Below are 21,679 nucleotides of genomic sequence, written 5' to 3'. Positions count from 1 at the left end.
CTTTACTCAGTCGAGGCCGACCAGGCGGGCGGTGATCGGCGAGGACGGGTCCTTCAGCCCGTCGATCACGGTAAAATGGTTGAGGCCGGGCTCGACGACGAGGCGGGTCGGCACGTCGAAGCCGGTCCAGACATTGGCCAGCAGATCGGACTGGCGGATGAATTCGGGCCGCTCGCTGCCGCCGACCCAGGCGGTCACAGGCGAATGCCCGCGCGGCAGATGCAGCGCGGCGCTTTCCAGCGTCGCCTCCTCCATCGTCATGCGCAGCGTCTCGTTCATCTTGGTCTTCAGCAGCGGACGCAGATCGTGCAGGCCGCTGATCGAGAGTGTGCCGGCGATGCGGTTGTAGACGGCGGACTCGAGGCACCTGTCGTCGCACAGCATGCGGGTGACGAGATGGCCACCGGCGGAATGGCCGGCGAGCCGGATCGGACCTGCGACGAGCGAGGCCGCCTTGGCGATCGCGGCGGCGATCTCGGCTGTGATGTCGGAGATGCGCGCGGCCGGCGCCAGCGTGTAGCTCGGCAGCGCCACCGTCCAGCCATGATGGCGCGCGCCTTCGGCGAGATCGGTCCAGGTCGATTTGTCGAAGCGCAGCCAATAGCCGCCATGGACGAACACGACGAGGCCCTTGCTGTCGCCGTCGGGCAGGACCAGGTCGAGCTTCTGGCGCTCGCCGGCGCCATAGGCGATGTCGAAACGAAACTCTGTCAGTCCGGCGCGGTAGGTCGCCGCCCGCTCAGCCCACAGCGCCGGCATCTTGTCCGAGCCCGGGATATGGGCCGAATTGGCATAAGCGTCATCCCAATCGCGCATCGTGCTTTCCTCGGCGGACTTAAGGCCAGCAAGCCGGACACCAGTCTGCCACCGGCAAGGCCGCCATCCTAGTCTTTATTTTAAGCTTAAAGGATTTGGACTCGCCCGAGTTTCGGGCAGTGGTGCGGCAAGATATTCCCGTCACTCCCGCCTGAATGGGGATCTGATGGGCCGCTTCCCTCATTGCGAGCGCGGTGAAGCAATCCAGAATCTTGCCGCCGCGGCAGCCTGGATTGCCTCGTCGCTTCGCTCCTCGCATTGACGGCGGAAAGAGCTAGGCCTTCTCCACGCCGCACCATTCGGCAATGAACAGCGCCATCGCCTTGGTCGTCTTCTTCAGCGACTCCAGGTCGACGAACTCGTTGAAGCCATGCATCTCGCCTCCGCTGGCCCCGAAACACAGGCTCGGAATGCCGTGATTCAGGCCGTAGAAGCGCGTGTCGGTGAGCGCGGTGAAGACGAGGTCCTCGACCGCGCCGCCATAGACGGCGTTGAAGGCCTTGCCGAATGCAGCTTCCGGCGCGGCAGCGTCGGTCAGTTCATAGCCTTCCGACAGGAAGCCAGACCATTCGATCTCCGGCGGATTGTTAGCCAGGAAGCGGTGGTTTCGCGCAGCAGCAGCAACGCAAGCCATGATCTCCTTCTGGTGATCGGCGATCGACCAGCCCGGCAATACCGCAATCCGGCAATCGACGTCGCACCAGGCCGGCACGCTCGAGGCCCAGTCGCCGCCCTTGATGATGCCGGGGTTGAAGTTGATGGGATGGTTGAGCGTCTTGAAGTGACGATCGGCCTTGGCGCGCTCGTTCCATTCGATCTCGAGCTTTTGCAATGCCTGGATCAGGTGATACGCCGCCATGATCGCGTTCGCGCCCGAACCTGCGAAGGCCACGTGGGTCGGATGCCCCTTCACGCGCAGGCGAAACCAGATCACGCCAACCTGCGAGCGTACCATCTTGCCGCCGGTCGGCTCCGGAATGAAGCAGGCGTCCGCGCGATAGCCGCGCTGCAGCGTGGAAAGTGCGCCGACGCCGGTGCTCTCTTCCTCGATCACGGACTGGAAGTGGATCCGCGCCGTCGGCCTGAAGCCGGCGGCCTTGATCGCGTCCAGCGCATAGAGCGCGCCGATCGTGCCCGACTTCATGTCGCAGGCGCCGCGGCCGAACATCTTGCCGTCCTTGATGACCGGCGAGAATGGCGGCGTATCCCACAATTCCAGCGGGCCGGCGGGCACCACGTCGCAGTGCCCCTGCAGGATCAGCGATTTACCGCCATTGGTCTGGGGACGGTAAGTGCCCACCACGGAACGAGCCTTCGAAAAATCGTGCTCGATCGGGCCGAATCCGCGCAGATCCTTCAAATCGTCGACATTGATATGCCAATCGTCGACCTCGTAGCCACGTTGCCGCAGGAGATCGCCGATCATGTCCTGGCATGGCCCCTCCGCCCCGCGGGTCGAAGGGATCGCGACGAAATCGCGGGTGGTTGCAAGCTGAGCTTCGAAGCCGCTGTCGACGGCGTCAAGAATCCTCTGCTGCGTTTCGGCATTCATCAGGGCAACTCCAGGCATCTCAATGGTTCTCAAGGAGTGCGCAAACTAGCCGATTTCAGCCGTTCGGGTACTCCACAAAATAAGCATCCCGCAATGCATCTTCGAGCAGCCGGCCTTCGGAATAGCCATTCAGCGTCGCGGGCCGGCTCACACCGTCGAGCAGGCGCGGGCACGGCTCCGGAGCGCCGAGCACGGTGCGGACCGGAATGCGCTCCGCGTAGATCGGTAACGCATAGTCCTCGTCGTCGTCAGCGACGCCCTTGGCGCGGATCTTGGCCGAGGCTTCCTCGATCTCCATCGCGATGAAGGAGGTTGCCTTGATCTCCTGCGCGGTGCTCTGCCGCAGGCCGGCGGTGCGATCCGGGAAGAAGCGGTCGACCATGGCGATCACCGCCCGCTCCTTCTCCTCGGGATCGGTGACGAGATAGGCCGTGCCGAAGGCCATGACCGCGCGGTAGTCGGCGGAATGGTTGAAGCCGCAGCGCGCCAGCACGAGGCTGTCGAGATGGGCGACCGTCAGGCAGACGCGCTCGCCCTTGCTCTGGTTGCGCAGCATGCGGCTGGCGCTCGAGCCGTGCCAGTAGAGCCTGGTGCCCTCCCGCCAGAAGAAAGTCGGCGTGCAATAGGGCTGGCCGTCGATCACGTAAGAGACGTGACAGAGCATCGAGGAATCCAGGATGCGGTGGACCGTGGCGTGATCGTAGAAGCCGCGGTCATGCCGGCGCTTCACCTGGTTGCGCGCCGACGTCGGATAGGAATTTGAGGTCTCAGTCTGGCTCACGGCCGCTCCCGCTCGGATTGGAAGAATTCCAGCGCAGTTGTAGCGAGGCTTTTGGTCTGCGATAGTTCCAATTCCATGCGAAAAATTCCGACCAATTCCTCCGCGCCCGGCAAGACCGAGCTGCCCCTCGACCTCACGGGGCCGCACATCACGGCCGGCGCCTCCGCCGCGCACCGGCTCTATCAGGCGCTGTGCGAGACGATCGTCTCCGGCCTCGTCAAGCCCGGCGAGCTGCTGCCGCCGTCGCGGACGCTGGCCAGGCAGACCGGCTTCCGGCGCAACGCCGTCGTCACCGCGTATGAGCGTCTGATCGCCGATGGCTTTGCCGACGCAACCGTCGGCTCCGGAACGTTCGTCGCCGCACGCGTCCCTGCGCGGATGGCCGAGCGGAACAAGCCGAAGGTGGTTGTCGAAACGCCCGGGCAAGGCGCGTTCGCGCTCGGCTGCACCCATATCGACGAGCGCGCGGTGCAGCGTTTTCGCGCCTTCGTCGGCCGCCGCATGCGTGCGTTCGGGGCCGAGCACCTGCACTATGGCGATCCCCGCGGCAGCCGAGAGCTCCGCGCGGCGATTGCCGATCATCTGCTGTCGGCCCGCGGCCTGCGCTGCGACCCCGATCAGATCATGCTGACGTCGGGCACGCTGCACGCGCTGCGCATCGTGCTGAGCGCGATCCTCAAATCCAACGACCAGGTGTGGTGCGAGGACCCCGGCTATCCCGCCGCGCGAAAAACCATCGCGCATTGCGGCTATCGCGCCGTACCCGTCCCCGTCGACGAGCACGGGATGCGTGTCGCCAACGGCCGCATCGCGGCGCCGTCCGCGCGCGCAGCCTACGTCACACCGTCGCATCAATTTCCACTTGGCGTGCAGATGTCGATGCCGCGGCGCCTCGAGCTTCTGGATTGGGCAAGGCAGGCCGGCGCATTCGTGCTCGAGGACGATTACGACAGCGAGTTCCGCTATGACGGCGCACCGCTGATGTCGCTCGCCGGCATCGATCGCCTCCAGCGCGTGATCTACCTGGGCACGTTTGCCAAGACGCTGTTTCCGGGCCTGCGCATCGGCTATTGCGCCCTGCCCGAACGCCTGATCGCGGACGTGGCGGCAGCGCGCGCGGCGCTCGATCGCTTTCCCGGCACGCTGATGGAAGGCGCGGTGGCCGACATGCTCAATTCCGGCGCCTTCGCCGCGAACCTGAAGCGCGTGCGAAAACTCTATCGCGAGGCGCGTGATGCCCTCGCCGAGACGCTGGAGGCCAAATCCGACGGCGCTCTATCCGTGCCGGTGCCATCCCACGGACTGCATCTTGTCGCCCGGTTCGATCCGTCGGTCGACCTGTCGGTGGCAGCGCAGGCCAAACGAGCGGCCGGCGCCGAGGGCTGGCTATTGGCCGACACCTATTCGCGCGCGCGTCCGCTGCCCGGATTCGTGCTGGGATTTTCGGGGCATGCAATTCCGCAACTCGTGGCGGCCGCCGACCGGCTCGCGCGGGAATCGCGCTCGGCCTTGCGCGCGAACAGCAGATCGGGCCGGCGGGCGTAACCAAGCTTCACTATCAGAATCGCTGACCGGCCCCTACATTGCGGCTTCAGTTTCGGGAGCTTCGTCATGTCACTTCTTCGCGCCGCCTGCTGTTCGCTCCTGATCGCCACCGCGGTCGCCTCGACGGCGCGTGCAGGCAGCGTCGGACGCGAGCAGGACATCGTCGATCTGAAGCTCGGTCAGCGTGTGCTCGTGGATGACGGAACCTGCCCCGCCGGTCAGGTCAAGGAGGTGCGCGGCGCCAAGATGACGGACAAGGGTGTCTCGCGCACGAGCTCCTGCGTGCCGCGGCACGGACCGAAATCGAGATGATCGGCTGAGAAGCTACTTCGCCGGATCGAACATGCACTGCAAGGTCGGCTTGGCGATCTTGGTGAAGGTCGGGCCGATCTCACCCTGCTTGGATACCGGCACCCAATCGGTCTCGATCGTCGGCACGCCGGTCTCGGTAATGCCGCGCAGCAGCGCCTCGCGCAGATCGCGATCCTCGACGGCAGCGGCGGCATGGTCGTGGAGGCAGCCGCAAACCGCTTCCGGATGCTCCCAGCGCCCGAGCATGCGCGGCGCGCACTGCCGCACGAATTCGCTGCGTGGATCGGGTAGCCGGGAGGGCGTGCGAACCTGCGCCTGAACGGAACCGATCGTCAGAAGGGACACGAACGCCGCGGCGCAGAGACGAAGCAACATGATGGTCTTGCCGGCTGTTGTCTTGTGTGCGGTCAGAAGCGCGCGGCGACCATGATTGGCTGCGCTGGCGTGATGGTGATGGGCGAACCGCTGTACTGGAAGGTGCCGACACCGGGGAGATTACCGTCAGGCGCTCCCGCAAACGAGGAGCCGGCGAGCACGAAACCGAAAGCAAGGATGAAGCTGAGCGCGCGCATGATCTTGTATCCCAATTCGGTGGCCGGCGGTGCGCCGTCGTCGTTGTGACGCTGATAACCATGGGCGGTTTCGCGCGTGATGCGCGAAAAGCTGAAAATGGTTTCGTCGCCGTGAGAATTGTTTCGTCCCGTCCGTGACGACGAAACAATTGTTGGAAAATGCCAGTCATTTCAGAGAGGTCTGGCTGCAGCTCAAAGTGCCCCGGCAAGTTCCGGCTGCAGCGCGAAAACGCACCCTGCGCCGGCGCCGTCATGCTCCCGCCTCAAGCGCTTCATACGCATTTTACGTTTTTCTGCTGAACAGGCGGCAAACGAGGGCCGGGTCCTATCGAACCGGGGGCGGTTCGGACGCGACCCAAGCCATCGAAACCGAGACGCCCGATTCATCGGGCGCATTCACGTGAGGAATGGCCACCATGACGGCGGGAAATCGCGCAACGCCGCGCGATACGGATCCACCGAGGGATCGCGGAGATGAACCACCCGCTCGCGGCAGCGCCGGCGAAATGGCGCTGCAATCGAGCCGCGGCTTCGAGGCTGCACCGCAGATGTTCGCGCGGCTAACCGGTTCGCATCTCGCGAAACCAGGCGATCGTCTTTGAGCGAACGCAAGCGCGTCACTGAGTGAAGAACTCGCCGCACTTCTGGACGTTTGCGTCCGCCGGTCCCCACGGCATGATCGGCACGGTCGAGGTCGAGTTCTTGGGCGAACCCTCGATCAGCCTGTCCGAATAGACCATGTAGACCAGCACGTTGCGCTTGGCGTCGCAGCCGCGCACGATCTGCATCTTCTTGAAGAACAGCGAGCGCCGCTGGCGGAACATGTCGTCGCCCTGCTCCATCTTGTTCTTGAACCTGATCGGGGCGATCTGGCGGCAGGCGAGCGAGATGTCCGAGACCTCCTCGGCAAGGCCCAGCCACCCCTTGAAGCCCCCCTTCTCCGGCACCGTGAAATGGCAGGCGACGCCCTCGACCTCCGGATCGTCGAGACCATAGGTCGCGAGCTTGTCGTTCGGGCTCATCCATTTAAACACAGTCGAACGGCGGAAGATCAGATCGGGCTCGTCGGCGGCGGATGCCGACGCCATTGGCGCAGTCAGAGCCAGGAGGAATAAAGCGAGGCCTTTCAAGCGGATGCCCGAAAGACCGGGGAAACGAGATGACATGAAGCTCTCCGGTAACAAGTCCCCGCAATGTAGGAACGCGACAGCCCGACAGGAAGACGACAGGCAGCCCGGCGCGGCCGCCGTTTACCGCTCCGTGAGGCTTTTCTGCTACGGCTTGGACAAATGTAGCTGATCGCAGAACCACCCTGCTGGTGAACGCGTATCCCCTTTGCGAGACTAACGTCTGATTTGGATTGTGGATTCGAGGATGAGCAGCGTGAACGGCTCGGGTTCTTCCGCCAAGCGGGCGCGGCTGTGGCAGGTCGCCATTTTGACGGCGGCGGGTGCGATCGGCACGATCAGCCACGCAGACGCAGCGTTCTACTATTGGACGGATTATTCCGACGGCTCCTACTACGCCCGGCAGCGTCCCGAGCCACTGCGCCAGAAGCCACAGAAGAGCCGCACGGTCGGCAAGAAAGAAGTTGTCGCCGAGAAGGAAGCCGGCACCAAGCCGCAGGGACCGCTCGTCATCGTCGTCTCGATCGACCGGCAGAAGGTGACGGTCTACGACAGCAAAGGAGCGTTCGCGGAATCCCCGGTGTCGACCGGCATGAAGGGTCATTCGACGCCGATGGGTGTGTTCAGCGTCATCCAGAAGCACAAATTCCACCGCTCCAACATTTATAGCGACGCGCCGATGCCGTACATGCAGCGGATCACTTGGTCCGGCGTCGCCATGCATGCCGGCGTGTTGCCGGGTTACCCGGCCTCGCACGGCTGCATCCGCATGCCGATGTCGTTCGCGGTGAAGATGTGGAACTGGACCAGGATGGGCGCGCGCGTCATCGTCGCGCCCGGGGAGATGACGCCGCACAGCTTCTCGCATCCCCTGCTCGCCTCCATGCGTGTGCCGCCGCAGCCCACGGCGAGCCTCGAACCGCAGACTACCGTCGGCGAGAAGGGCGACAAGGGCGCCGCCGAAGCCAAGCCCGCGGAGACGAAGACTGCAAGTGCCGACAGCGTGCTCGCGTTGCGCGCGTCCCTCGGCCATGCCGCGATGTCGGATGTGACCACGGGCAGCGCGCCCGCGCGCGAGGAAGCCGGCGCACCGGCCGATAAGGCCAGGACGGCCGAGGCATCCGGTACGGTCAAGCCAGGTCACGACGACAAGCCTGCCAACAAGGTCGAGGCGGTCAAAGCCGAGCCGGTCAAGACGGAGGCGGTGGACTCCGCGAAGACGCCCAATACGCCGGCCACGGCGCCGACAATGACTGCTTCGCCCGACGCAAAGAAGGACGAGACCCGCGTTGCCGACCCGGCGCCAGCCGTAAAACCGGAAACGCCCAAGCGGGCCGGCCAGATTGCCGTCTTCATCAGCCGCAAGGATTCCAAGCTCTATGTGCGGCAGAATTTTGCGCCGCTGTTCGAGGTGCCCGTCACGATCGCCGCGAGCGACCGGCCGCTCGGCACGCATGTCTTCACCGCCGAAGTCGACAGGGCCGATGCCAATTCGCTGCGTTGGTCGGTGGTGTCGCTGCCCGTCTCCGCCCGTTCCGCGGCACGCGCGGACGACAGCCGCCTCGCGCGCGGCCAGCGCGGCGCCGCCGTGATCCCCGTCGCCGCCAGGCCCGTGGTCACGCCGGACAGCCCGGCCGAGGCCCTCGACCGCATCTCGATCCCCGCGGAGACCATGGCGAAGATCAACGAGATGCTGACGTCCGGCGGCTCGATCATCGTCTCCGACCAGGGCATCAACCAGGGCGAGACCGGCGAAGGCACCGATTTCATCGTCCGCCTGTACTAGGCTTCGTCGCTCCCGATAACGCGGTGTTGAGCAGTCCGGTCGTGCCGGCGGGGTAACATGCGGCCCGGATCATTTCGGGGGACGCCGTCATGATGAATCGCAGGACCATGCTCCTCGCAACGGTTGCAGGCGCGATCGCGCCGGCAGCACGCGCTTTCGCCGATGGCGGCATGAGCCGGATTGCGGCCTACGCCTTCTCCTTCCCAGCGTTGTCTGGCGACGACATCCGCCTCGCCGCGTTCACCGGCAAACCGCTGCTGGTGGTGAACACCGCCTCGCTCTGTGGCTACACTCCGCAATATGCCGGCCTGCAAGAGCTCTGGAACGAATTCCGCCCCCGCGGGCTCACCGTGATCGGCGTACCTTCCAACGACTTCGGGGGCCAGGAGCCCGGCGGCGCGAGTGAGATCACGGACACCGCGCACCACCAATATGGTGTTACCTTCCCGGTTACGGCCAAGGCCGTGGTGATCGGAGCGAAAGCGCATCCATTCTACAAATGGGCCGCCGAGGCGCGACCGAAGGAAGTTCCGAAGTGGAACTTCCACAAATACCTGATCGGCCGCGACGGCTATATCGCCGACGTCTTTGCGTCCGCGGTCGAACCGGCCGACACGCGAATCAAAACGGCCATTGCCAGGGCGCTGGCCGACAGTTGACGCAGGCGCGTCATCCGGCTGGGCACAAGTGTCGGGGCGCGTCAAACAGCCGTTGCAATGGCGATGCCGCACCATCTAGGCTAGGATCGTTTGGGGCAGGATGGTTTTTGCCACAGGCGAAAAGCCGCGGCGGGACAACGGGGCCAATCTCGAGGACAACACCATGCGTGTGGCGGCAGGACTGATTTTGGCAGGCGCGATGTCGGTTGCGATGACCGGCGCAGCATGGTCGCAGACACCGGCCGCGAAGCCGGCAGCCGCGACGCAAGCCGCACCGGCGGCGACGCCGGTCGCGTCGGCGCCCGCGACGGCTCCGACCGCCGCTCCCGCGACAGGCGCCGCGCCAGCAGGGTTCGTCAATCCGCCCCCGCCCAAACAGCCGCCGCAGCCGGCACGCGCGGCCTGCAACACGCCGGGCGCGCTCGGCGTCGCCCGCACCGTCGAGATCGACACCACGGGCGGTCCCGGCTTCGGCTTCGAGCATTTCAAGGAGCTCGACTTCCTGCGCGACAAGGAGGTGGTGCTGACCTTCGACGACGGCCCCTGGCCGCGCAACACGCCCGCGGTGCTGAAGGCGCTCGCCGACGAGTGCACTACCGGCATCTTCTTCTCCATCGGCAAGCACGCGACCTATGAGCCGGAGATCCTGAAGCAGGTCTACGCGGCCGGCCATACGGTCGGCGCCCATACCTGGTCGCACGCCAATCTCAACAACAAGAAGCTCACCGAAGCGCAGCGCAAGGAAGAGATCGAGAAGGGCTTCAGCGCCGTGAGATGGGCGCTCGGCGGCATCTCGCCCTCACCGTTCTTCCGCTTCCCGGCGCTCCAGCATCCGCCGGAGATGGTCACCTATCTCGGCAACCGCAACGTCGCGATCTTCTCCTGCGACATCGACTCGTTCGACTTCAAGGCCTCCAAGCCCGAGAAGGTGGTCGAGACCGTGATGAAGAAGCTCGATACCAAGGGCAAGGGCATCATCCTGATGCACGACTTCCAGAAGCACACTGCGGAGGCCCTGCCCGAACTGCTCAAGCGGCTGAAGGCCGGCGGCTACAAGGTGGTGGCGATGCGCGCCAAGTTCCCGGCATCGACGCTGCCGGAATACGACCAGGAGCTGCTCAAGGACGCCAAGCTGCCGACGGTGAGCCAGCGCCCGGTCAATTCCGTGGTGACGACCGTTTCCGAATAGAAGGCCGTTGTCTTTCCGTATCGAAGGCTACGTCATCGTCTCAGCGGACGGCATGCTTGCCGACGCCGATCGCGTGATGCCCGAAAGCCTCAAGTTCGAAGGCGACAAGCTCTTCTTCGAACAGGCGCTCGATCGCGCCGCGCTGATCGTGCATGGCCGGCACTCGCACGAGCAGCAGCCGAATTCGCCGAAGCGCAATCGGCTGATCCTGACCCGCAAGATCAGGGACCTCACCGTCGACCCGGAGATGCCGAACGCGACGCTGTGGAATCCGCAGCACGCGAGCTTCGATGAGGCCTGCGCCTTCGCGGACGTCGCCTCCGGCATGATCGCCATCATCGGCGGTCCGCTCGTGTTCGACATGTTCATGGACCGCTACGACGCGTTCTGGCTATCGGAAGCCCCGCATGTGCGGCTGCCCGGCGGCGAAGGCTGTTTCGGCGGCGTGCCGGCGCGGACGCCTCACGAGGTGCTGGCTTCGCACGGATTGAAGCCGGGCGCGCCGTACGTGCTCGACGCGGCACATGAGGTGACCGTGACGCCGTGGCGGCCGAAGTAGCCTCCCGGCATGGCCGGCTGGCTTTCGCTCGCACCGGTGGGATGAGGCTCCGGCAAGAATCGGAGGAACAACCCCATGCACAGTACCGGCATCAGGACACCTTTGCGTATCCTACGGTTTTATTAAACAAAATTGGCGCCGCCGCCGGCCAGCGCAAAGCCGGCTAGCATATTGGCCGAGGCCCGATAATCGGCCCCGACGGCGGTCATGGCGCTATAGCCAACGTCCGCGGCGCTGCGTCAATACGAGCTGACGACTGAGAAACACCGGATCAATAGACTGAGACAAAAGCGCAAAACTGGACGGTCTGGACCCTGGCGGAAGACGCCAATTGGGTGCTGCCTGGCCCGAGACGGCAGCATTGGTACACAAACGAGCCGCTTTCGCTCTGCGGGATAGTCACCATATACGCCGGGGCTCGGGTCTCCCGCGAAGCCCTCCGCGGCTCCGGAAATCCTTGCCATGATTGGCTCGGCTCGCCGGCTTCCGGCCTCAACGATGATCGAGACGCGACCAACGGGCACCATGAACGACGACTGCACGACGACAGGTCCGACAGACGCCTCCGGACTGACGGGCAATGCAGCCCCGATTTCGTCCCTGCTACCGGCATTCGGCTTCACTGCCGATCGGATGGAGACAGATGCGAACGTCGCCGCCTGGCGAGAATCTGTCGCCACGCTGTTCGACGTCGACGAACTCGCCGCCGACGAACCGGGTCCGTTTCGCGCCGACATCAGCTCCTACGCCATGGGGCCAGTACTGATCGGGCTGAGCCGTGCCAGCGGCCAGCGTTTCCGCCGCACCCCCGAAACGATTGCGCGCAGCGGCGTCGACCACATCATTCTCCAGCTCTATCTGAAGGGGGGCTATGACGGCGTCGCGGGCACCCGGCCGATCCGTGTGCGCGCCGGCGACATCTGCCTGTTCGACCTCGCCCAGACCCTGGAGACCAAGGCGACGGCTTTCGAGAACATCACGCTGGTCGTGCCGCGCCCGATGTTCGGCACCCATCTCTTGCGAGTCGACGACTTGCACGGCCTGGTCCTGCCCGGCAGCAGCGTGATCGCAAGGCTGCTGGCGGGACATCTCACCGCACTGGTCGAATTTGCGCCCCGCATGACGCTCGACGAATGCCAATCGGTGGTCGAGGGCACGGTTTCGCTGCTGGCCGCGTGCCTGCGCAACGAGCTCGAACGTGGCGACGCTGACGCCGACCATACCGTCGCTGCGAGCCCGTCCTTGATGCGGATTCGGCAATATATCGAGGCTGGCCTTGCCAGCGAGGATCTGTCGGCCAATTCGATCGCGGCCCATTTCGGCCTGTCCCGGGCTTCACTGTACCGGTTGTTCGCGCCCGTCGGCGGCATCGCGGACTACATTCGCAGCCGTCGGCTGCACCGCGCGTTCTTCGATCTCGCCAATTCGGGCTCGCGTGGTCCGCGCATCAGCGAGGTCGCGCGGCGCTGGCAGCTCGGCACCGACGCGCATTTCACGCGCTCGTTCAAGGCAGCCTACGGCATTACGCCCCGCGCAGCGCGCGAGGCCGCCTTGCTCGGCCTGCAGCACGGCACCGATGCTACGAGCAGCGCAACGATTTCCCGCTGGATGCGCGAGATCGCGCCCCCAAGGGCGCATTGATCGCTACACGTCGCCGTAGGCCGCCTCGGCCGGACGCGTGGTGCGGCCGTAGCCGATGATCATGCAGAGCGCGCCGATGATCGACAGGTTCTTGAGCGCGTCGACGAGCATCTTGGCGTTGTCCGGCGGGGTCTGGTTCCAGAAATCGTAGAACAGGACGGTTGCGACGGCGACGTAGATGATCAGCAGCATCGCGAAGAAGCGCGCGCCAAGATTCAGCGCGATCATCAGCCCTGCGATGACCTCGAGTCCGCCGACCGCGATCGCCAGCAGCTGCGGCGTGGTCATGGCCGTCGCCCCCTCGACCTGCGTGGCGTAAGGCGCGATGACATCGGGCACTACGATCTTGGTGGCGATGAAGTCCGCGGTCGCCTGGATGGCAAAGAGCTTGGTCGCGCCCGTGTAGATGAACAGCACGGCGAACAGGATCCGCCCGAAAGTCACGAACGCTGGCATGATCGGCCTCTTGGCAAAGCGCTACAGCATGGAACGCTTGAGGGGATTATGAAGAGTCCGATTGCGGTTTTCAAACGGGGAATGGAGAACCGCGAGGAATTCAAAACGCGCCACACGTTCGCTACACCTTCTCCCCTTGTGGGAGAAGGTGGCTCGTCGCGAAGCGGCGAGACGGATGAGGGGTATCTATCGGCACGGAAAGCTCGCGGGATCTCGACTCGCGGAAACAACCCCTCATTCCGGCGCCATAGCCGAAGCTTCGCTTCGGCGTTCTTAAGAACGGCGGCCAAAGGCCGCCTATGCCACCTTCTCCCACAAGGCGAGAAGGGACAGCACCTCCGGCGGCCCTGCAGCCCGCCCTTACGTGAACAACGTCGGCTGCTGCCGGGCTGCGCGCTCCTGGGCTTCGACGACGGCGACAGCCGTCATGTTGAGGATGCCGCGCGCGGTCACCGACGGCGTCAGGATATGTGCCGGGCGTGCCGGGCCGACCAGGATCGGGCCGACGGGCAGCGCGTCCGCCAGCGACTTGATCATCTGATAGGCGACGTTGGCGGTGTCGAGGGTGGGCATGATCAGGATGTTGGCCTCGCCCTCCAGCTTGGAGTGCGGCAGCACCATTCTTCGCGCAGCGGCGGAGAGTGCGGTGTCGCCCTGCATCTCGCCGTCGGCCTCGATCTCCGGATGCTTCTCCTTCAACAGCTGGGTCGCCCGCCGCATCTTGCGCGAGGATTCGGTGTCGTAGCTGCCGAAATCCGAGTGCGAGACGAAGGCGATCTTCGGCTTGATGTTGAAGCGCTGCACGTGGACCGCGGCGAGCGATGCGATCTCCGCGAGCTCTTCCGCGCTCGGATTGGGCCGAACCTGCGTGTCGGCGATGAAGAAGGCGCCCTTGCTGGTGATCAGCAGCGCAAGCGCCGCGTAGTCGCTGATCCCCGGCGAGAAGCCGATGATCTCGCGGACATGACGCAGATGGCTCATGTAGCGGCCCTCGACGCCGCATAGCATGGCATCCGCCTCGCCGCGCGTCACCGCGAGCGCGGCGATCACGGTGTTGTTGGTGCGCACCACCGTGCGGGCTGCATCCGGCGTGACGCCGCGGCGGCCGGCGACCTCGACGTAGGACTGCACATAGGAGCGGTAGCGCGGATCGTCCTCGGGATTGACCAGGTCGAAGTCCTTGCCGGCGCGGATTGAGAGCCCGAAGCGCTTGATGCGCGCCTCCACGACAGAAGGACGGCCGACCAGGATCGGCCGCGCCAGGTTCTCCTCCAGCACGACTTGCGTCGCGCGCAGCACGCGCTCGTCCTCGCCTTCGGCATAGATCACGCGCACCGGCTGGGTCTTGGCCTTGGCGAACATCGGCTTCATGACGAGGCCGGAGCGGAAGGCGAAGCGCTCGAGCAGCGCGGTGTATTCGTCGAAATTGGTGATGGGTCGCGTCGCGACACCCGACTCCATCGCCGCCTTGGCCACAGCCGGCGCAATGCGCAGAATCAGGCGCGGGTCGAACGGGCTCGGGATCAGCGAGCCCGGGCCGAAGCCTTGGGTCTCGCCGGTGTCGAAACCCTGCGCGACCGCATCCGACGGCGCCTCGCGCGCGAGCTGCGCGATGGCCTCGACGGCGGCGTGCTTCATCTCCTCGTTGATCGCGGTGGCGCCGACGTCGAGCGCGCCGCGGAAGATGAAGGGAAAGCAGAGGACGTTGTTGACCTGGTTCGGATAGTCGGAGCGGCCGGTGCAGATCATGGCGTCGGGGCGCGCCTTTCGCGCCTCTTCCGGCATGATCTCCGGCACGGGATTGGCAAGGGCCATGATCAAGGGCTTGTCGCCCATCGCCTTGGCCATCTCGGGCTTGAGCACGCCGGGTGCCGAGAGCCCGATGAAGATGTCGGCGCCGCCGATCACGTCGGCGAGCGTGCGCTTGTCGGTCTTCTGCGCATAGACCGCCTTCCAGCGGTCCATCGAGGTGTTGCGCCCCTCATGCACGAGACCGTCGATGTCGCAAACCCAGATGTTCTTCCGCTGTGCGCCCATCGAGACGAGCAAGTTCAGCGTGGCGAGCGCGGCCGCCCCTGCCCCCGAGGCCACGATCTTGACCTCCGACAGCTTCTTGCCGTTGAGCCTGAGGCCGTTGGTGATCGCCGCGGCGACGATGATGGCGGTGCCGTGCTGGTCGTCATGGAAGACCGGGATCTTCATGCGCTCCTTCAGGCGCGTCTCGATCTCGAAGCATTCCGGTCCGCGGATGTCTTCCAGATTGATGCCGCCGAAGGTCGGCTCGAGCGCCGCCACCGTCTCGACCACACGGTCGATGGTGTCGGCGGCGATCTCGATGTCGAACACGTCGATGCCGGCGAATTTCTTGAACAGGACCGCCTTGCCTTCCATCACCGGCTTGGAGGCCAGCGGGCCGATATTGCCGAGGCCGAGCACCGCGGTGCCGTTGGAGACCACCGCGACCAGGTTGGCGCGGGTGGTGAGCGTGGCCGCCTCGGCCGGGTTCTTGGCGATCTCGGTGCAGGCGGCGGCAACGCCCGGAGAATAGGCCAGCGCGAGGTCGCGCTGGTTGGCAAGCGGCTTGCTTGCCTGGATCTCGAGCTTTCCGGGGCGCGGCAGACGATGATAGGCCAGCGCCGCCTGGTGGAGATCATCAGAATAGGACGACATGCGGAGTCTCGCCTCACGTTACCGGCATCAAAATGCATGATCCGGAGCTGCCGCCCAAGCGAAACGGTATTTCCGGGTCATGGAAACGGGATGAAGCACGCCGGGTGCCCCGGTGGCAACATCCGATTGCGCCCCCATCAACAGGGCGCGCAGTCAACTGTCTGAAAACCATAGCTTTCCCTGGACCGCGCGGCGTTTGCCGAATATGGCAGGTTGCGCGGTGTAGAACGAGCAACTGGAGCCGGCAATGAAGCGAATCCTGATCGGCCTGATCATGGCAGCCGTGCTCGGCGCGAGCGGATGGTTCGGCTTCAATCTCTACGTCCAGCACCGGGCCACCAGCGAGGTCGAGGCGGCCTTCGAGCAGATGCGCTCGGGCGGCGGCAAGGCCAGCCATGGCAAGATCACGTTCGAGCTCGCGACCCGGACGCTGACGATCGAGGACATCGACGTCGCGCCCGCCAACCAGCCGCAGGCGAAGATCAAGATCGCCGGCATCAAGGGCACAGGCGTCCGCCTGATCGATGATGCCAGGTTTTCGGCCGACAGCATCGACATCACGGGTGTTGAGATTGCGATGGACGACGTCGGCCCCGGCAAGTTGAAAGTGGCCTACAAGGTCCCGCAGACGACACTGCGCGACTATGCAGGTCCCCTCCACGTTCAAAACATGCCGGCATCGAGCTCCCTGATCGACGCGTACCGGTTCGCGCTCGTCCAGTTCGCGAGCGTGACGGCAACGTCCGTGACGGTCCCGTCCATCAACATCAATTTCGACGCCGGCAGCAGCGGCGGCAGCGGTGAAGTGCTCTATTCCGGCCTCGCGCTGCAAAATCTCGGCCGCGGCAAGGTCGATGCGATGAAGACGGACCGCGCCACCTTCACGATCAACGTTGCGCAGCCGGGCAAGGCGGACAAGCTGACTGGCGAGATCTCGACCCTCATCGTCAACGATTTCGACTCGACCCCGATCCTCGTCGCACTCGATCCACAAGCGAGCGGTGACGACAGCTACCGCCGGGTCTACCGGCAAATCTCGAGCGGCCCTTATGTGCTGAAGTCCGCGCTGGGCCTGCGTATGGATATTGACGGCTTCGCCATGGAAGACATCGACGTGCAGCCGTCGAGGCTCCGTTTGTTCGAGATGTTTGCCATGCTGCCGCAGGATAAGTCGGCCCCGCCGACGCAGGCGCAAACGCGCGAGCTGATGGAGAAGGTCGCTGGATTCTACGACGGCATTCGCGTTGGCAAGGCCGAGATCGGCAAGACCTCGATCGGCACACCGCAGGGAACCGGGAAGATCAACGCGATCCGCTACCGGCAGGGCGAATTCGCAATCGAGGGCGTCGATGCACCCTCGCCGCAGGGTCAGTTCAAGATGGAGCGCTTCGCGCTCAAATCCTTCAGCATGCCGAACTTCATGCGCTGGGCCTCCGGTCTCAGCAGTCCCGGGCAGCCGCCCTCGCCCGACCAGATGCTGGGCCTGTTCCGGGTGCTCGAAGGCGCCGAGATCAAGGGCGTTGTCTCGCCATACAAGAACACGCGTCAATTCGTTACCATCGATACGATCAGCCTGAACTGGGGCCAGCTGGTCGGCTCGATCCCCAGCAAGGCCAATCTGATCGTGAAGATGGTCACGCCCACGGATACCGCCAATCCGGCGCTGCGGCCGCTGATCATGGCGGGTGTCGACAAGCTCGCAATCGACCTCGATCTCGGCGCCGCCTGGACGGAATCGTCCGGCGCGTTCGCGCTCGCGCCGGCGAGCATCGAGCTCGGCGACCTCGCCAAGGCGCAAGCCCGCTTCGCGCTCGCCAATGTGCCGCGCGGCCTGTTCATCACGACCGACCCAGTGCGCGCGATGGGTCAGGCGGCGCAGGTCGAGACCGGCGCGCTTGAGCTCTCCTTGCGCGACAGCGGCGTCGTCGATCTCGTCGTGGCGCAGTTCGCGCGCATGCAGAATGTCAGCCGCGACGCCGCGCGCAACGCCATCGTCCAGGTGATCCGGTCGCAAGGCGAGAGGATCGCGGCGTCAAATACCGACGTGAGAATGGCGGTCGATGCGCTGGCCGGCTTCGTGGAGACGTCGGGGCAGACGCTGACCATCAAGCTCACGCCCCGCGCCAAGGTCCCGCTGATGCAATTGATGCAGCTCTCGCAAAGCGACCCGGAGAGCGCGCTGGCGCAGTTCAGGATCGAGGCGTCGACGGGGCTGTAGCGGCGCTTATCACTGCGAAAGAGGCGGCAACTGGCCTGGCGAAAGTCCCTCCCCGTCATTGCGAGGAGCCCTTGCGACGAAGCAATCCAGAGTCCCTCCGCGGAACGATTCTGGATTGCTTCGCTTCGCTCGCAATGACGGTAGAGGGAGCGGACCCAATATCAGCCAGATCGACTCGCGGAGAATTCCCCCTCACCGCCCCGCATCTTCGATGCGACGCGGCCTCACCCCGCAAGCGGGGAGAGGCGAAAGCCTCACTTCTGCGGCAGGTTCACCCGGATGTGCAACTCGCGGAGCTGCTTGGTGGTGGCTTCCGAGGGCGCGCCCATCAGGAGGTCCATGGCCTGCTGGTTCATCGGGAATAGCGAGATCTCGCGCAGATTCGTGGTGCCGCAGAGCAGCATCACGATGCGGTCGACGCCCGCGGCCATGCCGCCATGCGGCGGCGCGCCGTACTGGAAGGCGCGGTACATGCCGCCGAAGCGCTCGACCACCTCCTGCTCGCCATAACCTGCGATCTCGAACGCCTTCACCATGGCTTCCGGCACGTGGTTGCGGATGCCGCCCGAGGCGATCTCGTAGCCGTTGCAGGTGATGTCGTACTGGAACGCCTTGATGGTCAGCGGGTCCTGGCCCTTCAGCGCCTCCAGGCCGCCCTGCGGCATCGAGAACGGGTTGTGCGAGAAATCGACCTTCTTGTCGTCCTCATTGTACTCGTACATCGGGAAATCGACGATCCAGGCGAGCTCGAACCGATCCTTGTCGGTGAGGTTCAACTCCTCGCCGACCTTGTTGCGGGCAAGGCCCGAAAACTTCCAGAACTTGTCGGGGTCGCCGGCGACGAAGAAGGCGGCATCGCCCTCCTTCACGCCGAGTTGCGCGCGGATCGCGGCAGTGCGCTCGGGCCCGATATTGTTCGCAAGCGGACCTGCGCCCTCGCCGCCCTCGCGCCACATGATGTAGCCGAGGCCGGGCTGGCCTTCGCCCTGCGCCCAGGAGTTCATGCGGTCGCAGAACGCGCGGCTGCCGCCGCCGGCGGCCGGGATCGCCCACACCTGGTTCTTGGGATCCTCGAGCATGCGCGCGAACACCTTGAAGCCGGAGCCGCGGAAGTGCTCGGAGACGTCCTGCATCTCGATCGGGTTGCGCAGGTCCGGCTTGTCGCTGCCGTATTTGCGCAGCGCCTCGGCGAACGGAATCCGGCGCCAGCCCTTGGTGACCGGCTTGCCCTTCGCAAATTCCTCGAACACGCCGGTGATGACGGGCTCCATCGCGGCGAAGACGTCTTCCTGCGTCACGAAGCTCATCTCGACGTCGAGCTGGTAGAACTCGCCCGGCAGACGGTCGGCGCGCGGGTCCTCGTCGCGGAAGCAGGGCGCGATCTGGAAATAGCGGTCGAAGCCCGACATCATCAGCAGCTGCTTGTACTGCTGCGGCGCCTGCGGCAGCGCGTAGAACTTGCCGGGATGAATGCGCGAGGGCACCAGGAAGTCGCGTGCGCCTTCCGGCGAGGACGCGGTCAGGATCGGCGTGTTGAATTCGAAGAAGCCCTGCCCCTCCATGCGCCGACGCATCGACTTGATGATCTCGACGCGCGTCATGATGTTCTGGTGCAGCTTCTCGCGGCGCAGATCGAGGAAGCGGTATTTCAGACGGATGTCTTCGGGATATTCCTGGTCGCCGAACACCGGCAGCGGCAGGTCGCCGGCCGGACCCAGCACCTCGATCTCGCTGACATAGACCTCGACCTTGCCGGTCGGCAGATCGTCATTATCGGTGCCCTCGGGGCGACGGCGGACCTTGCCGTCCATCTTGACCACGAATTCCGAGCGCAGCTTTTCGGCCAGCGAGAACGCCGGCGAGTCCGGGTCGACCACGCACTGGGTCAGGCCGTAATGGTCGCGCAGGTCGATGAACAGCACGCCGCCATGGTCGCGAACGCGATGGACCCAGCCCGAGAGGCGGATCGTCTCGCCGATGTTGCTCTCGCGGAGCGCGCCGCATGTATGTGACCGGTAGCGATGCATGGTCGTCCCAAAAATCAATGTCGGAGGATGCGAATCGAACGGCCTTTCACGGCCGGTCCGAGATTGCGGCAGGGTTTACCTCGCTAGGATCAAGGCGGCAACCAAGGGAACGCCCTGTTTTGGGCTGGAAGTGCCCATTTTCAGGGGCCGAGCCTTTGCCATTAGGCGTTCCAGCCCTATCTTGAGCCTATGACGGTGCATTTCCCCTTCCAGAACTCCTATTCGGCGCTGCCGGACAGCTTCTTCGCCCGCGTCGCACCGACCCCGGTCGCCGCCCCCCGGCTGATCAAGCTGAACCGGTCGCTGGCAATCCAGCTCGGGCTGGATCCGGACCTGCTGGAGACCCCTGAGGGCGCCGAGATCCTGGCCGGCAAGACGGTTCCCGCCGGCGCCGATCCGATCGCCATGGCCTATGCCGGCCACCAGTTCGGGCATTTCGTGCCCCAGCTCGGCGACGGCCGCGCCATCCTGCTCGGCGAGGTCATCGACAAGGACGGCGTCCGCCGCGACATCCAGCTGAAGGGAAGCGGCCCCACCCCGTTCTCCCGCCGCGGCGACGGCCGCGCTGCGCTAGGGCCGGTCTTGCGCGAATACATCGTGAGCGAGGCCATGTTTGCCTTGGGCATTCCGACCACGCGGTCGCTTGCCGCCGTCGTCACCGGCGAGCACGTCATCCGCGAGACCGCGCTGCCCGGCGCGGTGCTGACCCGCGTCGCCTCGAGCCATATCCGCGTCGGCACCTTCCAGTTCTTCGCCGTCCGTCGCGACACCGAGGCGGTGCGCCGGCTCGCCGACCATGTGATCACCCGCCACTATCCGGACCTGCTCCAGGCCGAGCGGCCCTATCACGACCTGCTCGCGAGCGTCGTCGCGCGCCAGGCCGAGCTCGTGGCGCGCTGGCTGCTGGTCGGCTTCATCCACGGCGTGATGAACACCGACAACACGTCGATATCAGGCGAGACCATCGACTACGGCCCCTGCGCCTTCATGGACGCCTACAACCCCGCGCAGGTCTTTTCCTCGATCGACGAGATGGGCCGCTACGCCTATGCCAACCAGCCGCGCATCGCGCTGTGGAATCTGACGCGCCTCGCCGAATGCCTACTGCCGCTGTTCTCCGACGAGCAGGAGAAGGCGGTCGCCGAAGCCCAGGACATTCTCGGCGCCTTCTCCGACCAGTTCAGCGCGGCCTATCAGGCCGGCCTGCGCAGGAAGGTCGGCCTGTTCACCGAGCGCGACGGCGACGAGGCGCTGATCCAGGACCTGCTCGACGCCATGGCGAAGAACCAGGCCGACTTCACCCTCACCTTCCGCAAGCTCGGTGACGCCGCAGCTGGCGACGCAGCCGACGCGCGCGCGCAGTTCATGGAGCCCGGCGCGTTCGACGAGTGGGCCGGACGCTGGCGCGCGCGCATCGCGCTGGAGCCGCAGAGCGCCGCCGAGCGGCAGGCCGCGATGCACGCCGTCAATCCGCTCTTCATTCCGCGCAACCACCGCGTCGAGGCCGTGATCCAGGCCGCGGTGAATGATGACGATTACGCGCCGTTCGAGGAATTGGTGCAGGTGCTGGCCAAACCGTTCGATGAGCAGCCGGACTACGCCGCCTACGCCGATCCGCCGCTGCCGGACCAGAGGGTGCTGCAGACATTCTGCGGGACATGAGGCGGGCGCGACCGCGCACCACCATCTCTAATTGGTTCACTGCAGGGATTGCGCCTTCCGCGGTGCATCCTCCTCCCGCGGGCGTTGTGGACACGTCCCGCGCACGG

General features: G+C 65.2%; 18 protein-coding genes. 9 read left to right on the top strand and 9 right to left on the bottom strand.

Translation table 11 applies throughout. The annotated features are described in order from the left end of the window. Positions 1-6: 6 nt before the first annotated feature. The 3 genes from FJV43_RS33965 to FJV43_RS33955 all read right to left on the bottom strand — a co-directional run bounded on the left by FJV43_RS33965 (position 7) and on the right by FJV43_RS33955 (position 3,149). Positions 7-816, bottom strand: coding sequence for an alpha/beta hydrolase (locus tag FJV43_RS33965; RefSeq protein WP_239623300.1), 810 nt, complete (start codon positions 814-816; stop codon positions 7-9). 274 nt (positions 817-1,090) lie between these two features. Next, positions 1,091-2,368, bottom strand: a complete 1,278-nt coding sequence (locus FJV43_RS33960; RefSeq protein WP_239623299.1) for an ArgE/DapE family deacylase — start codon at positions 2,366-2,368, stop codon at positions 1,091-1,093. 55 nt (positions 2,369-2,423) lie between these two features. Then, positions 2,424-3,149: a pyridoxamine 5'-phosphate oxidase family protein gene (locus FJV43_RS33955; RefSeq protein ID WP_239623298.1), complete on the bottom strand. Its 726-nt coding sequence runs from the start codon at positions 3,147-3,149 to the stop codon at positions 2,424-2,426. A 75-nt stretch (positions 3,150-3,224) separates the two neighbouring features. Between FJV43_RS33955 and FJV43_RS33950 the strand changes: the two genes are divergently transcribed. Together FJV43_RS33950 and FJV43_RS33945 are read left to right on the top strand one after the other, a co-directional pair. Continuing rightward, positions 3,225-4,694 carry a PLP-dependent aminotransferase family protein gene (locus FJV43_RS33950; RefSeq protein WP_239623297.1) on the top strand — a complete coding sequence of 490 codons (1,470 nt, stop codon included), beginning with the start codon at positions 3,225-3,227 and terminating at the stop codon, positions 4,692-4,694. Positions 4,695-4,760: 66 nt separating this feature from the next. After that, a complete protein-coding gene (locus FJV43_RS33945) occupies positions 4,761-5,006 on the top strand; it encodes a DUF6719 family protein (protein ID WP_239623296.1) in 246 nt (81 codons plus the stop codon). Positions 5,007-5,018: 12 nt separating this feature from the next. Here FJV43_RS33945 and FJV43_RS33940 read toward each other — a convergent pair whose 3' ends face one another. From FJV43_RS33940 to FJV43_RS33930, 3 genes are all read right to left on the bottom strand, one after another. Beyond that, positions 5,019-5,381 carry a hypothetical protein gene (locus FJV43_RS33940; protein ID WP_239623295.1) on the bottom strand — a complete coding sequence of 121 codons (363 nt, stop codon included), beginning with the start codon at positions 5,379-5,381 and terminating at the stop codon, positions 5,019-5,021. Positions 5,382-5,413: 32 nt separating this feature from the next. Then, positions 5,414-5,578 (bottom strand): hypothetical protein, encoded by a 165-nt coding sequence (locus tag FJV43_RS33935; protein WP_239623294.1) that lies wholly within the window; start codon positions 5,576-5,578, stop codon positions 5,414-5,416. A gap of 617 nt (positions 5,579-6,195) precedes the next feature. Beyond that, complete coding sequence (locus tag FJV43_RS33930) at positions 6,196-6,744, bottom strand: CreA family protein (RefSeq protein WP_239623293.1); 549 nt, start codon at positions 6,742-6,744, stop codon at positions 6,196-6,198. Positions 6,745-6,952: 208 nt separating this feature from the next. Between FJV43_RS33930 and FJV43_RS33925 the strand changes: the two genes are divergently transcribed. The 5 genes from FJV43_RS33925 (at position 6,953) to FJV43_RS33905 (ending at position 12,539) form a co-directional block, all read left to right on the top strand. Next, complete coding sequence (locus FJV43_RS33925; protein WP_239623292.1) at positions 6,953-8,491, top strand: L,D-transpeptidase family protein; 1,539 nt, start codon at positions 6,953-6,955, stop codon at positions 8,489-8,491. An 89-nt stretch (positions 8,492-8,580) separates the two neighbouring features. Continuing rightward, positions 8,581-9,150, top strand: coding sequence for a glutathione peroxidase (locus tag FJV43_RS33920; RefSeq protein ID WP_239623291.1), 570 nt, complete (start codon positions 8,581-8,583; stop codon positions 9,148-9,150). 163 nt (positions 9,151-9,313) lie between these two features. Then, entirely contained in the window at positions 9,314-10,339 is a 1,026-nt protein-coding gene (locus FJV43_RS33915) for a polysaccharide deacetylase family protein (protein ID WP_239629741.1), read from the top strand. A gap of 7 nt (positions 10,340-10,346) precedes the next feature. Further along, complete coding sequence (locus FJV43_RS33910) at positions 10,347-10,898, top strand: dihydrofolate reductase (protein ID WP_239623290.1); 552 nt, start codon at positions 10,347-10,349, stop codon at positions 10,896-10,898. Positions 10,899-11,423: 525 nt separating this feature from the next. Beyond that, complete coding sequence (locus FJV43_RS33905) at positions 11,424-12,539, top strand: helix-turn-helix domain-containing protein (RefSeq protein WP_239629739.1); 1,116 nt, start codon at positions 11,424-11,426, stop codon at positions 12,537-12,539. Between the two features lie 3 nt (positions 12,540-12,542). Here the strand turns inward: FJV43_RS33905 and FJV43_RS33900 are convergent, their stop codons facing one another. Together FJV43_RS33900 and FJV43_RS33895 are read right to left on the bottom strand one after the other, a co-directional pair. Then, positions 12,543-12,995: a DoxX family membrane protein gene (locus FJV43_RS33900; protein ID WP_239623289.1), complete on the bottom strand. Its 453-nt coding sequence runs from the start codon at positions 12,993-12,995 to the stop codon at positions 12,543-12,545. A gap of 360 nt (positions 12,996-13,355) precedes the next feature. Beyond that, positions 13,356-15,665, bottom strand: a complete 2,310-nt coding sequence (locus FJV43_RS33895) for an NADP-dependent malic enzyme (protein WP_239623288.1) — start codon at positions 15,663-15,665, stop codon at positions 13,356-13,358. A gap of 247 nt (positions 15,666-15,912) precedes the next feature. Between FJV43_RS33895 and FJV43_RS33890 the strand changes: the two genes are divergently transcribed. After that, on the top strand, positions 15,913-17,883 hold the full coding sequence (locus tag FJV43_RS33890; protein WP_239623287.1) for a hypothetical protein: 1,971 nt from the start codon (positions 15,913-15,915) through the stop codon (positions 17,881-17,883). 254 nt (positions 17,884-18,137) lie between these two features. On the opposite strand, the gene aspS is transcribed toward FJV43_RS33890, so the two are convergent. Then, complete coding sequence (gene aspS / locus FJV43_RS33885; protein ID WP_239623286.1) at positions 18,138-19,910, bottom strand: aspartate--tRNA ligase; 1,773 nt, start codon at positions 19,908-19,910, stop codon at positions 18,138-18,140. Positions 19,911-20,099: 189 nt separating this feature from the next. Between aspS and FJV43_RS33880 the strand changes: the two genes are divergently transcribed. Then, on the top strand, positions 20,100-21,572 hold the full coding sequence (locus FJV43_RS33880; protein ID WP_239623285.1) for a protein adenylyltransferase SelO: 1,473 nt from the start codon (positions 20,100-20,102) through the stop codon (positions 21,570-21,572). Positions 21,573-21,679 lie beyond the last annotated feature (107 nt).

Origin of the sequence: Bradyrhizobium sp. I71 (assembly GCF_022354745.1) — a bacterium.
Taxonomy (GTDB): Bacteria; Pseudomonadota; Alphaproteobacteria; order Rhizobiales; family Xanthobacteraceae; genus Bradyrhizobium; species Bradyrhizobium liaoningense.
The sequence above is the reverse complement of the archived record's forward strand: the minus strand, read 5'-3'. Positions and strand labels throughout refer to the sequence as shown.